Here is a 15,000-nt window from a genome sequence, read left to right as displayed (position 1 = left end):
ATTAACTGTCAAATTCAAAGTAGTACAATCAATCGTTTCGCTAAACGCCACGGTGATCGTTGCGTTAGTTGGAATGCCGGTTGCACCTGACAGCGGAGAGGAAAGAGAAATTTGAGGGGCCGTAACATCCGCCGCCGCTCCGGTCGTAAAAGACCAGTCATAATCTGCACCCATGGAATTGACAAGCGTAGTATCGGTTACCGCACTTTTGACTCTCGCATAATACGTTTGATTGAACGCCAAATTTGCGGGAGGAGTAAAAGTGGCGGTATTTCCATTACAAGTGATCGTTACACCGACAATGGGGGATGAAAAGTTTGACTGATCATCCAAGAGGATACTACCGGCTCCAACGCTCGCGCAATTCATCGCCTCGCTAAAAGCGATACTGCCTCCACTATTGACAGGCACTCCCAATGCCCCGTTAGAGGGTGTTACCAAAACGACATTCGGAGCAACTACATCAGGACCTGGCCCCGTTGTAAAGTTCCAGAGGTTCATCGGACCTACTACCGGAGGATTGAGAGCGTTAGCGGGCATCGCCGCATCTAGCGCACCTGCAGTGACTTCTACGGTGTATTGCTTATTAGCAGTAAAAGGATTAATCGGATCCGGCGTCCAAGTGGCGGAAGTTCCGAAACACTGCACAGTCCCGCTCAAATACGTACCGCTTCCAGTTTCTTTCAATTTAAAAGAAGCCGTGTTTACTGTAGAGCAGTCCATAGGCTCGCTAAAGACCACCATAGGTTTTGTATTGAGTCCTGCACCGATTGCGGATGCGGCAGGAACTTGGGATGTAACTGTTGGAGCCGTATTGTCCACAACTGGAGCTGCTGCGGTTGTAAACGTAGGAGCCGCCGGAACCGTGAGGCCGTTATTTTGCAAATCCTTAATCGCGTTGGAAAAGATAACGGTATAAACCGTATTTGTTGCCAAATTGAGCACGGGAGTAAGAATCACTCCTGTACCAGTACAATTTACGCCCACGTTGATCGTTCCGGGTGAAGGATCATCCAGAACGATATTACCGTTAACGGTGCTACAATCGACCGGCTCGCTAAAGGCGATACTTATTGCACTGTTGATCGGGACGTCTAGCGAATTCGGAGCGGGACTGATAAAAGAAACGGTCGGAGGAACCAGATCGGGCCCCGGTCCGGTTGTGAAATTCCAATTATAACTATTCGCAAGTGTGTTGTTTGCAAGGTCTTTCGCGGTAGAAAATAGATCTACTCGATAAGCCGTATTGAATGCCAAAGGTGCGGTTGGAGTAAACGTTATGACCGAGCCTACACACGCAACATTTCCCGCTTCGTAAAGAGTGGTTACGGTGTTTTTTAAACTGAGAGTTCCCCCATTGACGGAAGTGCAATCTATCGTTTCCGTAAACGCCACTTGAACGGATGTATTATTGGGAACTAAAGTTGCATTGGAGGCCGGAGTTCTCAGGGATAAATCGGGTGCAATCGCATCTACGACAGCGCCGGTTGTAAAATTCCAAACATAGTCCTCCGAAAGAGAGGAACCGTCCTCGGATTTTATAGCTTTTGAAACTCGAACCGTATAAGCTTTAGAGGCTGCCAAGGCGGAAGTCGGATTGAACAGAAGGGTTTTTTCCGTAGAAGTCAAACTTCCAGTGATAATGGAGTTTCCTTGAGTGAGTTGAATCGATTGAGATTGAATGCTGGAAGGATCCAATTTTTGATTAAAGCCAACTTGGATAGAGGTGTTCAACGAAACACCAGAGACATTCGGACCGGGAGAGATTTGAAAAACATTAAATGAGTTTGAGTTTAGTTTATTACCGAAGTCCAGATATGCAAGAAACGGAATACCCGAATTTCCATTTCCTTGTACACAGCCCATACTCCCGAGCACAAAAACGGAAAAAGAAAAAAGAATTTTAACGGATATTTTCATGGCAAAGACCACCTATCACAAAGCGTTTCACTAAAATCGAGATTTGAAAGAATTTCAATTGGGTTTGAAGAAATTTAAATTTTTCGCCTGAAATATGGGAAGAGATTAGCCTATTTCGGGATTGAATACTTGTTAGATTATAACTTGATTCTAATTTTTGAATTGTAGTAAGTTCGAATTCAAATTTTTGTAGAATTTATTCTTTTAATCGAGCTTGCGGATTGGTTTTCTTTTGGGCTGGGTAGAATACTTTATCGGAATAAAGCTGTTTTTTAATGAAAAAAAACAACATTTTGAATCAAAAAAACTGAAATAGAAAGTCCGAAGATCGTTTTCGTAAAGAAAAGTAAGGGAATCATTAACGTGAGCAGGGTCGTAAGAAATCCCATGGCTCATCTTTTTTGTAGGAAGTTGGAATTTGAACGCTGTAAATCTATTTTTAAAATGTGGGAACTACAACAAATCGCGATTTTACGAACAAATTTAAAAGTAGGGACACTGACTTTTAGAAAATTCTTTCTCATTTTCAACCACCGAATTCACGTTAATTAGAAATCCATTTCCGGAATGAAAATAAACCTATACAAAAAACTTTCTAAAAAGGGGGATTTTCGAATCATCATGTATCGCCTTTTTTATAGCTTTTGGATTTGGTTTGGTTTATGGATCGCATTTGGTAATTTCTTACCGATTTTTGGAGAGGAATTGAGGAGCTTGCCTGAAGCCCGAATTCCTTTGGATGAGGGAAAAAAATTGGAACCGGGCGAACTTGCTGAAAAAAAAGAAGGTTGGTATGTGACAGCGGTCCCTCTTTTGAGCTCGGATCCTGTGAGAGGTCAGGGCGGGGGAATTCGTGCGAGTTTATTTTTTAATGGGAAAAAAACCGATTTGTACTATGAATATGAAGCGTATCGAAGCAAACTTACGTTTCAATTGTTTCAAACCAACGAAGGGGTAAAAAATCACTTTATCCAGTTCGATTCTCCCTATATTTTAAATACCGCGTTTCGATGGAAGAGTAGTTTTGGATTGGATTTCAATCCGAATTCTCAATATTTTGGAATCGGGGAATCTTCTCTTCAACCTCTTTCTTACCGCCCCAGAAATCTTCCGGGAATCGGTCGCGTAACCAATGCCAGTTTTGATGCTTATGAGGCGTCTCAATCTTATATTCGTCCTTCTCGGACCGGATCGGAAATTACTCCTACGGTCAGCGATCAGGGATACAATCAGTATTTGTTTAACTCGACGACTTTCTTTAACAGCATTGATTACACTTTCTGGAAGGCTTGGAAATGGGTAATCGCAAATGAAATTTCAAGGAATATCATCGGTCATTCCGACGGAATTTGGAATCCGTCCAAGGATCCGTACTTAGCGGGTAGCGCCTGGGATACGTCGGTTCCAAACGGTGAGTCAAAACTGACGGAAGACTATAAAGCCGGTAGGATTCGAGGTTATAGCGGAGGAGAGATCGTTTATTTCAGAGTGGGTATCGCCTACGATACTCGTGATTTCGAACCGGACCCGGACAGAGGTATATTAGTGGAATTGAATATGGCAAACGTTTCGAAGCGTACCGGCTCCGACTTCAATTATAATAAGATTTTCTTTCAGACAAAATACTTTTATAAGATTTTGCCGGACGTTTTCGAAGAATTGGTATTTGCTACAAGAGGCGCACTCGGTTATACTTCTTTCGGAGCTCCTTTTTCCGAAGTGAGATATATGTGGAGCTTGGACGGTTCTATGACGGGTATCGGAGGACTTCAGACAATGCGCGGTTATCGCCAAGATCGATTTGTCGCTCCCGTGGTCGGTTTCGGAAGCGCGGAGCTTCGCTGGAGGTTTGCTACATTCAAAATCTCTGATGAACTTTTTACTTTTAGTTTTGTTCCGTTTTACGATTTGGGCCGTGTTTGGGATTCTGAAAAAAGAATCAATTTTCAAGGGTACAAACATTCTTGGGGAGGCGGTCTTCGGATCATTTGGAATCAGGCGACGGTGATTTTGATCGACCTTGCAAAGTCCAAAGAGGATACTCAGATGTTTGTAGATTTTAGTCACGCTTTTTGATGGAACCATTTTTTCTTTTTTGAAAAACCGAACAAAATATTTACCCAACGTGTCCGCTCGTTACAAATAGGCAAACTCTGTGTCGATCTTTGGGAAACAATTTTTTTCGATACATTTCGTCTAATGCATAAATGGAAGGATTTTATGAATGATCCATTCCAAAAATCTAATAGTCTATCCAAAACCCTTAAAAAAACTATTTAGTATAACAAGTACGAAAGCGATTCTATGTTTCGACCTGAATGCCGATCCATAGAGAGGCATTCGCTGAGTTAACGCGATTCTTAGAGAGCCCATAACCAATCACACAAATTAAGAAGGCTTTTGGGATAATAAGGATCAAAAACTGATATTTTTCAAGTGTTCCGACAAGAATGATACTTTTTACTTGCAAAAAGTATGATTTTCTGATAGAGAAAAATTTCCCGAACCTTTCCGCCCCACCACCCAAAATCTTGTACATCCTGGGACATAGGTAACAGTTTAAACCAACGACATGGGTTACACTTTTACCCATCTCTACAGAACAGAGTGTCTAAAATTCTGCGTCTAAAGTTTAAACGCGGGATTTATGCTCAAACTGACGGTATTCTATTTTATAGGGATTGGTAATTCCTATCCGTTCGTTTCTTACGTAGAGATTGAAGCTATCTCAAAAAATATCTTAGAATGATTGGAATCGGTTTTAAGCAAAGATAAAGTATTTTTGAGATAGTTTCTCGTGGTATCCTAAATTGATTTTCTAAAACGAATATAAAAAGGACGATAACCCATCGCCTTCCAGAACGAAACTGCATTTTCATTTTCGGCAATGGCTCTCAGTTCGATACTTTGAAATGACTGATCTTTTGCCCAGGATTCGCAAGCAAGTACTAGAGGTTTCATGTACCCCGCTTTTTGTTTTCCACGTTTGGTGACGGCCAGGTCGATGAAAAGTATTTTCTGTTCTTCGAGATAAGGTTTGTCTTCGGTTCTGGCAATTAGAAGGGATACAAGCTCTTCTCCCAAAAAACCACCGAGAAGCAGTACTTTTCCAGTGCCTCTCAGTTTTAGATAAACGTCAATCATCTTCGTTCCCGCGCGGGGACGAATCTTGAATACTCCGTCTAATGTGAGAGAGTTCACGAGGCGAAAGAATTGATTCACGAGTTCGATTGCCGCTCCTCTGTGTTCTGGAAGTAGATTGGCGATTTGAAATTTTCCTGAGTTCGTTTTGGATTTTGGCATTACTGAATTCGGTTGATTTCGGATTTAAAAGTAGGGAATGATTTTCTAAGAATTTGCGAAGTTCGTATATTTGCATCCAATATTTTACGTTTTAGCGCTGGTTCTTAGGGATGATTTGTTCTTGCTCTTCGCATTTCATGTCAATACTATCTTGAAAATTCTTCTTAGAACATTATAACTTTTTGAGATAGGTTTGATTCGAAAGATTATTTGGTTTTGAGATCGTTTGGCTTGAATTGTGATCGGTCCTGTGCGTAGTTTTATTGTGGGAAAAGCGATTCAATTGTCTTCGTTTATAGAATACGAATATTCGTGCCATGGAAAGGTTCTTTTACCGCTCAAAATTTTACGGAGAAACGTCTATTAGAATATGGATTTTCCCCATTCCAAAAAAAAAATTCTGAAACAATTGCGGTATTTTCGTTCAAAAACATCCTCCGCATTTCCGGGTTGGAAAGATTCCAAAGAAGAAGAGATCGTAACAAAACGTTTGAATCTAACTCAATGGGATGCGAATATTCCATCTCCGCAGACGGTTTCCGGTTCTTTGTGTTTGGTTCTCTCCGGCAAAATCGAAGAAACCCTTTTGGATGCGGAGGAAAAGGACTTGATCCTCAGAGAATTATTCACCGGGGATTATTTTTTGTTTCAACCGGATAAGATCTTACATTCGGGAATATCTGAAATTCTTTATATACTTCCTGATGATTTGTCTCGAATTGTTTCTAAACTTCCGGGTTGGAAAAAGTGGATCGAGGATTTAAATAAGGAGAATCATCTTTTTCACGTATCCAAACTGAGACCTTCTAAAAAGGAACTGATGTCTTTTTTGTCATCGGTGGAACTTTTGTTTCATCTGAGTAAGGTCACTCTTTCCAATTTGGAATCTAGAATGGAATGGCTCGTGATTCCCGGCGGGGAAGTCCTTCTCAAACAAGGAGACGTTGGCGATTCGATGTACATTCTCGTTTCCGGTCGTTTGTCCTGGACCGTTCGCTCCAAGAACGAGGAAATACTCGCGCAAGGGGAACTCGGTAAGGGGGATATCATCGGCGAAATGTCCCTATTGAGCGGGGATAAAAGATCGGCGACCGTAGTCGCTTTGAGGACCAGTCAAGTCGTTCGGATTTCGAGAGAGGATTTTCGTATGAGTTTTGCAAATTCTCCGGAAGCTCTTTTTCAAATTACGGGGACCATTGTACATCGATTGAATACGGAGAGAAATCAGAACTATCGAAAGGCGAATTCCGTCAGAACCGTTTCCGTCTTTCCGCTAAATTTGACCGGAAGTCCGGAGGATTTTTTTCATTCTCTTCAAAATGGTCTCAAAAATTTCGGGAAATCAATATTAGTAAATTATAATGTTTTTACAAAAATGATCGGTTTGAGGGAATCCGATAAGAATTCGGAAAAAACGAACGTGTATCGAATCGGAGATCTCGTGAATTGGTTCTACGATCTCGAAAAAAATTACGATAAGCTCATATTCAAGACCGACACGCACAATTCGGGTTGGAGAGAAACCTGTTTTCGTCAGTCGGATCGAATTCTCGTTTTGATCGATCCGAACAAACCGATCGTTCTGGATTACGGGAAAGTGAATTCCATGTTTCCCGAAGAAATTCAAAAGGAGCTTGTGTTCTTGATCGATTCCGCCTTTACCGATTGGAAAAAGATAGAATCGATTCTACAAAAATTTCCCTCTATCTCTCATTCGATTGTACGAAGAGATGTGAATGCGGATTTCGGTAGATTATCCCGAAGACTTACCGGTAAAAGTATTGGAGTTGCGCTTTCCGGCGGAGGCGCAAAAGGATTTGCGCATCTCGGTCTTTTGAAGTGTTTCGAAGAGAACGATATTCCCGTGGATATGATTTCGGGTACGAGCGCGGGGGCGATCATGGGGGGACTGTTTGCGATGGGACTCGGTTCGTCCGATATTCTTCCTTTGATCCGAAACTTTTGGTTGGATCGGAATATTCTCGGAGATTTTACGTTTCCCTTCGTTTCTCTTGTAAGGGGAAAGAGGTATTCGAACGCGATTCACGAATTTTTCAAAGATAGGAATATAGAAACTCTTCCGATTCCTTTTTATGCGATTGCTTGTAACTTAACGAGGGCTGAAAGAAAGGTTTTTGACAGAGGTTTGTTGTGGAAGGCGGTAAGGTCCAGCACTTCCATTCCGGGAATTTTTCCTCCCTTTTCCGAAAACGGGGAATTGTATGTGGACGGAGGTTTACTGGATAATCTTCCCGGTTCCATTTTGAAAGAAAGAGGGGCCGGGATTTTGATTTCAGTGGACTTGGGCGGAGGAGGTCAGATCGATAAGGATTGGATGTATCATAATTTACTCGGGCCTCAGTATTTAGGAGAGGCTCCTTCCTTTTTCAATCTATTGTTTCATCATTTAAAACGGAAGAGTTTAAAAACGAAATATACCGGGTTTGCGGAAATTATGATGCGTTCTTTAATGTTGTCCAGCAAGAATAATCAGAATCGGACCCGGGATAGTTCCGATCTTTACATCGAACTTCCCGTAGGCGGGTATTCCACCTTCGACTGGGATCAGTTTCAAAAATTATACGAAATCGGATATGAGGCCGGTAGAAAGAAAGTCCATATTTGGAAAAACGAAATTAAGAAAAAACTAAATTCGTAAATTCTCATTTTTTAATTGAAATCCTCCGCATGAAGAAATTAGAATTGTTTTTTTCTTTAGCGATTGTCATGCAACCCTCGGACATCCAATTCTTGGAAGAATTCTCTTCGGAGATTGCTTCCTTTCAAGACCAGATCTGTATACTCGAAGAACGTCCTTCTGGAAAAATTCTCTTATCGAACGAGTGCGTTCGTTTTTGGGGATTTAAAGGATTCGATCAGAAGCCGGATACGTTTCCTTCCTTTTTATTTCATCTTCATGGCAAGGTTCGGAACTACGCGGATTTTACAGAAAAAATTCTTTTAAAACACATGCAAGATTCGGAATATTTCGACACACTTTTTGCCGAAAGATACATTTTACGCTTTTTTTGGAAAACGGTCTTGAATAAAGCAGAGTCGACGTATCGTATTTATACGTTCGAAATTTTGGCGCAAGAAGGGGATTGTGGGAATCTTTCCTCGGAAAGTCCTGCCGTGGAATCCATTTTTTACAAACTCCCGGAACCCGCGTTTTTATTCGATCCGTCCACTTTACGTTTTCTTGCCGTAAACGATGCCGCGATCTATCTCTACGGATTCTCCAGGGAAGAATTCGCCGATATGAATCTTTTGGAAATTCGTCCCGAAGAGGATCGCATCGATATGGAAACCTTGATCCAAAATTTCGCCAAGGAAACCGGAATTCGTTCTAGAGGGGTTTGGAGACATTGGAGGAAGGACAAAAAATTTCTTTATGTAAAAATCACCACAAACCGGATTTCTCTTGGCGATTCTTTCGCGGTTTTGACGATTTTGACGAATGTTTCCGAGACGATAGAAACCTCTTACGCTTTAAGACAAATTCGTGCGGAGAAACAATCTATCATCGAAAGTATGTCGGATCGGTATTTTGCGCTTTCCAAAGACTGGAGATTCATTTCGGCGAATCGGCAATCCCTTATTACATTAGGAAAACCTAAAGAAGAATTGATAGGAAGAAATATCTGGGATCTGTATCCGGGATCTTCGGTGCGATTTTTTCGGGACGAATTCGAACTTGCTGTCCGAACTCAAAAGCCGATTACTTTCGAATATAAGATTGTTGAAACCGGAAATGTGATGGAGTTCAGGGTTTTTCCTTTTGAGGAAGGGATTTCCGTGTTTTTTCAGGATATTACGGAAAAAAGGAAAAGAGATTCCGAACAGAACATTCTCAAAGAAATCGCTTTAAAAATTCCGAAGGCGTCGAGTGTGAAAGAATCTTTCGAGATTCTTTTTGAGACGATTTGCAAGGGAACCTTTTGGAATTTTGCCCAAACTTGGAGGTTTCAAAACGGTAAGATCGTTTTGGAGGAGAATTCGCCTTGGTACTCCACGGAAGGGATTTTCCTACGATATAGAATCGCTTGTTTTGAAACTAGTTTTTCTCCCGGAGACGGGATGATCGGAGAAGTTTTTTCCACTAATCAGATTCGTTTTGTGAATGACGTTCGAAAGGAAAAAAATTTTAAAAGGGCCGGTTTTGTGTTTCAAACCGGAATTCAGTCTTGGATTGCAATCCCTTTGCGAACTGGGCATGAGACTTACGTTCTGGAATTTTGTTCCCAAATGGAACTTGATTCAGTAAATTCTTATATTCAAATGTTCGAATTGATTTCAGATCAGATCGAGGTTTTGTTTAAAAACAAGGAAGCGGAAGAGGAGAAGGATCATTTTTTTAAGTTATCCGGGGACATGTTTCAAATTTCTACGTTAGACGGACAGATCATAGAACGGAACCAAGCTTGGGAGGAAGTTTTGGGTTATACTCGGGAGGAATTGAGCGGAATCGATCTCGTTGAAATTATCCATCCGGACGATCGGGACAAGATGTTGAACACCCTCGTGGATGTTCGAAAATATAGAAAGAATCTTTCGGTTGCGCTTCGATATATAACCAAACACGGACGAACGAAGACGATTCTTTGGAAGACGATCGTTTCTCCGGAACACGGACTTGTTTATACTACGGGTAAGGATATCACCGAAATTCAAAATACCCAGCTCAAACTCGAGAACATGACGAAAGAACTGCAGCGTTCGAATGCGGATCTGGAAGATTTCGCTTTTATAGCTTCTCACGACCTCCAGGAACCTTTGCGAAAGATTAAGGCGTTCGGAGATCGTCTTTTGAAAAAAAATTCAAATTTGGATTCGGAATCCGTGGACTATTTGCAAAGAATGCTTTCTTCCGCGCATCGATTATCCAACTTGATCGAAGGTCTTTTGTCTTATTCCCGGATTAAAAGTAGGGCGAAACCCTTTCAGCTCTTCGATTTAAGAAAGATTTTAAAAGATTCCATTGGCGATTTGGAAATTTATATCAAAGAAAGAAATGCGAAAGTGGTCGATTCTGAAATCGGTTTTGCTTGGTGCGATCCGTTTCAGATGGGAACGGTATTTCAGAATCTGATCAAAAACGGAATTAAATTCAATCGGAGCGAAAGCCCCGAAGTGAACATTCGATGTATTCCGCATCCTACCGAATCGAATTGGATTCAAATTACTTTTGCGGACAATGGAATCGGTTTTGACAAAAAGCACGACGGTAAGATATTTACGCTCTTTCAACGGCTGCACAGCCGGGAAGATTATGAAGGAAACGGAATCGGTCTCGCAGTTTGTAAAAAAATTATAGAATTTCACGGAGGGAGAATTTACGCCGAAAGCGTTTTACGGAAAGGTTCCACGTTTTATGTGGATCTTCCGGGCGCTCTTACGTCTGTTCAAGAATATGAAAGCTGAAATTAAAAATCAGAATTCGATTCATATACTCGTCGCGGAAGACGATCCGGACGATCGTCTATTGATGAGGGACGGTTTTCGGGAGAATAACCTGAGCAATCCTCTGCATTTTGTAAAGGATGGGGAAGAATTGTTCGATTTTCTTCAAAACAGGGGAGAATATTCCGATACTTTAAAGTACCCTAGACCGGGAATTATTTTATTGGATTTGAATATGCCAAAAATGGATGGAAGAGAGGTTTTAAAAACGATCAAGTCCATTTCAGAGTTCAAGACAATTCCGGTTATAGTTCTCACGACTTCTAGGGAAGAAGAGGATATGTTTCAAACTTACGATCTGGGGGCAAATTCTTTCATTCGCAAACCCGTGGAGTTCGACGCGTTTATGGATACGATTCGAGCTCTGGGAGAATATTGGTTTGAAATCGTGGAGCTTCCCGTTGTTTAGTAACGATTTGTCGGACGAGATTTCGGTTTGTTTAATCGAAGACGACGAGGAAGATTCGATTCTTTTTAAGGAATATTTGGAAGAGATTCCGTATCCCAAATACAATATCACTCGCTTTAAAGATGCCGCGAGCGTGCTTGCGGATTTGAAAGTCAATCCTTCCGGATACACGATCTACGTGGTGGATCATTTTTTAGGATCGCAAACCGGATTAGAGATCTTGCATGAGATTCGTGCCGTCGTTGGTTCCGTTCTGGCTGTTTTAATTTCGGGAATTTCGAAAGAAGAAATAGAAACCATCGTAAAAGAAGCGGGATTTCAAGGTTATCTTGAGAAGAAGAGTCTTTCGACGTTTAATATTGCAAAAACCTTTCTTACGGTTTTGAAAGAGAAGGGGAATTCTGAGGCGAACCTTTTTTCCATGGATACTTTTCTTATAAGGATGGAAACCATATCTCAATTTTCCGGAGGAATCGCTCACGATTTTAATAATATTCTGAACCTCATCATAGCAAACTTGGATATGTTGGAGATGCAGTGTAGGAATCAACCGGACGTTTTGAATCGAATTCGTTCCGCACAAAATGCGGTTATGCGAGGCGCGGAAGTAAATAAGAAGTTATTGAATTTTTCTAGAAAACAATCTTTATATCCGGAAGTCGTGGATCCGAACACGTTGATCGCAGATTATTTGGAAAAACCCCAGGATATTTTTCCGCAGAACGTTCAGGTGAACTTTGATCCTCGCTCGGAGGGCGATCTTTGTCGGATTGATCGAAGCGAGTTTGCAAATTGTCTTATGCATTTACTCCAAAATGCGAAGGAGTCTCTCGGAGAATCTGGAGGAAGTATTTTGATAGAAACTGATACGATCGTTCTGAATTCTAAGTATAAATCGCTCGGACTAAAGGAAGGACATTATCTTTTACTTAGGATTGCGGACAATGGTAGGGGTGTGGATTCGAACATAGCCGATAAAATTTTCGAACCTTTTTTCACCACAAAACCGAAAGGGAAAAATTCAGGACTCGGTCTTTCCATGGTCTTCGGTTTTGTACAAAGAAGCGGAGGGCGAATCGTATTCGAATCCTATTCGAATATCGGTTCCGATTTTTATATCTATCTTCCTATCGAGGATATAAAATCAAATTCGCATTTCGTAAAAGTGGAATCTTCAAAAAAACCGAAGGACATTTTTTATTTTTCAAATGAAGGGGAATTTTCAAAGAGAACGTCTTATATTTTTCAGAGATTGGGGTATAGGCTTCGTCATTTTAGAGATCTAAATTCTTTTGAATCTTATCTTTCTAATATAAGTTCCGAAACTATTTTACTTTCGGAAACTTGGCGAGAAGACTTTTCGAAGTGGAAGGAGATTGCGGTGAAGGCCCAAAACTCGGATTTGAAAGTAAAAATCTTTTATTTTTCTTCTTCAATTGACGCAAACAATTCGGAAAGTTCGGCTCAAATTTCCTGGCCTATATCTAGAAAGTCTCTTGAGAACCGTTTTGATATATTGTAATTGAATACTCATGAATCAGCCTAAATTACCCAATCTACTGATTCTAGACGATGAGGAAGAAATTGCAGGTATCCTCGGGGATATCGCCAAACAATGCGGTTTTGAAGTTACGGTCACTCATGAAGCCGGGGTATTTTTCGAAAAGTTGGCCGAAGACACTCAATATATCATTTTGGATTTAGTGATTCCAGGAGTGGACGGAGTCGACGTTTTACGAATGTTATCCGGTAAAAAACTTTCCGTTTCCGTAATTTTAATCAGCGGAGCGGATCGAAGGGTTTTACAAAGTGCCGAAGCCCTCGCGATCCAATACGGATTAAAAATTTCGGGAGTTCTTGAAAAACCGATCCGAATCCAAGAATATCAGAATGTACTTACGGGGCTTATCTCCAATCAAAAGGACGAATCTTCGCAATCTTTTGTTGTCGGAAAAAGAACTGTTAAAGAACAGACTTCGGTGAACACACCGGAGGAAATCGAGCAGGCGATTCGAGAAGATCAATTTCTACTTTATTATCAGCCCAAGATCAATTTTAAAACAGGAAACGTTTCCGGTTTTGAATCTCTGGTGCGTTGGTCTCATCCGGAAAGAGGTTTGATTTTTCCGGATTCTTTCATTCCGATCTTGGAATCGTATCCGAGTTTGATGGACGCGATGACTGAGAAATTGATTCTTCAAGCACTCGCCCAGTGTTCGGTTTGGAACAAACAGTTCCCGGGTATTGCGGTTGCTGTAAATGTTTCTCCTGTGAGTATGAACAAGTTGATTCTTCCCGAAACTATTTCCAAGATGATCGAAAGTTTCGGTTTGAAAAACAGTCAGTTGATCGTCGAAGTTACGGAAACTCAGTTATTGGAAAATATCACGTCCACCTTAGATATTCTAACTCGGATTCGAATTCGAGGAATCGGACTCTCCGTGGACGATTTCGGAATCGGTTATTCTTCTTTGAAACAAATTCATCGTTATCCTTTTACGGAACTCAAAATTGACCGATCTTTTGTAAGTGTGGCTCCGTATGATAAGGAAGCTCTTTTTATTTGCCAAGCCGCGATCGATCTCGGCCATAAACTCGGAATGACGGTCGTGGCGGAAGGGATTGAAACCGCTGTTGTGGGAGAGTTGATGAAAAAGCACGGTTGCGACAAAGGGCAGGGTTATTTCTACAGTAAACCTATGCCCGCGGACGCTACCTTACCGTTTTTGTCCAGTTTCAAGTTCTAATTTTTTTCTGGTTTACTCTCAAGGAAAGAATTCGATTCTTCCGGTAATATGAAAAATTTTCTTCAGGATCCGGATTTTCCGATTTTGATTCGGGCTTATCGTTCTTCTTTGATTCGACGATATTCGATTTCCAATTTGGAACGTTATCCGGAACTGAAGGCCATTCCGAGGTCGGTCGTCGATGTTCTCTTAAAATATTTTTTAGAGCTCCTTTATCCGGAATATCAAGGAAGGCTTTTGTTGGACGGGGCTTTCCGTTCTCTTTCCGGTTTTGTCCATAGTCCTTCCAAGGTGTTTGGTTTGATCGGTTCCTTAGGCGTGGCCGCTTTCAATTTCGGAAGGCATTTGGGCGCGGCATTTAAAACCGGTTTTGCGGCTTTGAATTCTTATCTTACGGCAAGACATTTTGAAACTTTAATGTTCGAATTCACAAAGGAAGAGTTGAGATTGGGGAACGACCCGGAAGACCCGATTGTTTTTGATAGAATCATTTCCCGAATTTCCAAAAAAGAAGCGGACCAATTTAGGAAGGATATCCTGAGACTTTTTGAAACTCTTTCTAATAAAGAACTCTTAAACAAGATCGTTTTGATGATGAAAGCGATCGTCTCTAAGATGGAAAGCAAGCCGAAAACGTATACTCCCGAAGAGGTGGAAGGAATCCGTCTTGGTTTTGTAATATTACAAAAAGGTCAGGAACTCTTTCGGGATCTTTCCGATATGGAGATTAAATTGATTTTAACCTCGATCGATAGGATCGAGTCTGATTTTTTCGAGGACGCTTTGAAGAAAAACGACAGATTTGAATCGATATAATATGTTCTTTGTTCAATCTAAGAATTTGTTCCAAAATCTGAAGAGAGGTCATGTGGTTGCTGAGTTGCAATTGTAGAATGCGGTAGTTCCACGTATTGGCGATTTGTGCGGTTTTTTCTTATCGTTTGAAATTGTGGGAGTTCCTGCATTGTGCGGTTTTGAGACCAGCTCTTAGCTTTTTTGCTGAACTTGATAATCTTCAAGTCCATAGCGTAATTTTGTCAATAGCAGTTAAACGGTGGGGCGGATATGAGCAAGTAGTTTAGCATTCGTTTAACGAAGATTCCCTATTTATGTTTTTCGGAAAAGTCCTTGCGAATGTGTTCCGAAATCGTTAGAATA

Annotated in this window: 9 protein-coding genes (1 of these 9 running past the window's edge); 7 read left to right on the top strand and 2 right to left on the bottom strand. The window is 41.1% G+C overall.

The genetic code is table 11. The features are described 5' to 3' along the window. On the bottom strand, nucleotides 1-1,866 hold the 5' portion of the coding sequence (locus tag FHG67_RS14740) for an Ig-like domain-containing protein (protein ID WP_142499926.1). Its footprint begins 1,824 nt before the window's first position; 1,866 of the gene's 3,690 nt are visible here — the first part of the coding sequence; the start codon lies at nucleotides 1,864-1,866; its stop codon lies off the left edge, out of view. A gap of 675 nt (nucleotides 1,867-2,541) precedes the next feature. Between FHG67_RS14740 and omp85 the strand changes: the two genes are divergently transcribed. Continuing rightward, a complete protein-coding gene (omp85, locus tag FHG67_RS14735; protein ID WP_002617426.1) occupies nucleotides 2,542-3,996 on the top strand; it encodes an Omp85 family outer membrane protein in 1,455 nt (484 codons plus the stop codon). A 729-nt stretch (nucleotides 3,997-4,725) separates the two neighbouring features. On the opposite strand, the gene FHG67_RS14730 is transcribed toward omp85, so the two are convergent. Continuing rightward, nucleotides 4,726-5,223: a GNAT family N-acetyltransferase gene (locus tag FHG67_RS14730; protein WP_004498762.1), complete on the bottom strand. Its 498-nt coding sequence runs from the start codon at nucleotides 5,221-5,223 to the stop codon at nucleotides 4,726-4,728. A gap of 370 nt (nucleotides 5,224-5,593) precedes the next feature. On the opposite strand from FHG67_RS14730, the gene FHG67_RS14725 reads away from it, so the two are divergent. The 6 genes from FHG67_RS14725 (at nucleotide 5,594) to FHG67_RS14700 (ending at nucleotide 14,658) form a co-directional block, all read left to right on the top strand. Beyond that, nucleotides 5,594-7,882, top strand: a complete 2,289-nt coding sequence (locus tag FHG67_RS14725; protein ID WP_004498761.1) for a patatin-like phospholipase family protein — start codon at nucleotides 5,594-5,596, stop codon at nucleotides 7,880-7,882. Between the two features lie 68 nt (nucleotides 7,883-7,950). Then, complete coding sequence (locus tag FHG67_RS14720) at nucleotides 7,951-10,647, top strand: PAS domain-containing sensor histidine kinase (protein WP_036086049.1); 2,697 nt, start codon at nucleotides 7,951-7,953, stop codon at nucleotides 10,645-10,647. Further along, nucleotides 10,637-11,095 (top strand): response regulator, encoded by a 459-nt coding sequence (locus FHG67_RS14715; RefSeq protein ID WP_002617364.1) that lies wholly within the window; start codon nucleotides 10,637-10,639, stop codon nucleotides 11,093-11,095. The genes FHG67_RS14720 and FHG67_RS14715 overlap by 11 nt, the downstream gene beginning before the upstream one ends. After that, nucleotides 11,088-12,617 (top strand): hybrid sensor histidine kinase/response regulator, encoded by a 1,530-nt coding sequence (locus FHG67_RS14710; RefSeq protein ID WP_004498763.1) that lies wholly within the window; start codon nucleotides 11,088-11,090, stop codon nucleotides 12,615-12,617. The genes FHG67_RS14715 and FHG67_RS14710 overlap by 8 nt, the downstream gene beginning before the upstream one ends. 10 nt (nucleotides 12,618-12,627) lie before the next feature. Next, a complete protein-coding gene (locus tag FHG67_RS14705) occupies nucleotides 12,628-13,842 on the top strand; it encodes an EAL domain-containing response regulator (RefSeq protein WP_002617365.1) in 1,215 nt (404 codons plus the stop codon). 48 nt (nucleotides 13,843-13,890) lie between these two features. Next, entirely contained in the window at nucleotides 13,891-14,658 is a 768-nt protein-coding gene (locus FHG67_RS14700) for a hypothetical protein (RefSeq protein ID WP_002617385.1), read from the top strand. Nucleotides 14,659-15,000 lie beyond the last annotated feature (342 nt).

It is taken from the genome of Leptospira weilii, from assembly GCF_006874765.1.
Classification (GTDB): Bacteria; Spirochaetota; Leptospiria; order Leptospirales; family Leptospiraceae; genus Leptospira; species Leptospira weilii.
This window is presented reverse-complemented; position numbering and strand designations above follow the sequence as displayed.

What these genes read in the sequence shown, in the direction of transcription:
- omp85 (WP_002617426.1), top strand. Translation starts at nt 2,542, where the DNA reads ATGTATCGCCTTTTTTATAGCTTTTGGATTTGGTTTGGTTTATGGATC.
- FHG67_RS14730 (WP_004498762.1), bottom strand. Translation starts at nt 5,223, where the DNA reads ATGCCAAAATCCAAAACGAACTCAGGAAAATTTCAAATCGCCAATCTA.
- FHG67_RS14725 (WP_004498761.1), top strand. Translation starts at nt 5,594, where the DNA reads ATGGATTTTCCCCATTCCAAAAAAAAAATTCTGAAACAATTGCGGTAT.
- FHG67_RS14720 (WP_036086049.1), top strand. Translation starts at nt 7,951, where the DNA reads ATGCAACCCTCGGACATCCAATTCTTGGAAGAATTCTCTTCGGAGATT.
- FHG67_RS14715 (WP_002617364.1), top strand. Translation starts at nt 10,637, where the DNA reads ATGAAAGCTGAAATTAAAAATCAGAATTCGATTCATATACTCGTCGCG.
- FHG67_RS14705 (WP_002617365.1), top strand. Translation starts at nt 12,628, where the DNA reads ATGAATCAGCCTAAATTACCCAATCTACTGATTCTAGACGATGAGGAA.
- FHG67_RS14700 (WP_002617385.1), top strand. Translation starts at nt 13,891, where the DNA reads ATGAAAAATTTTCTTCAGGATCCGGATTTTCCGATTTTGATTCGGGCT.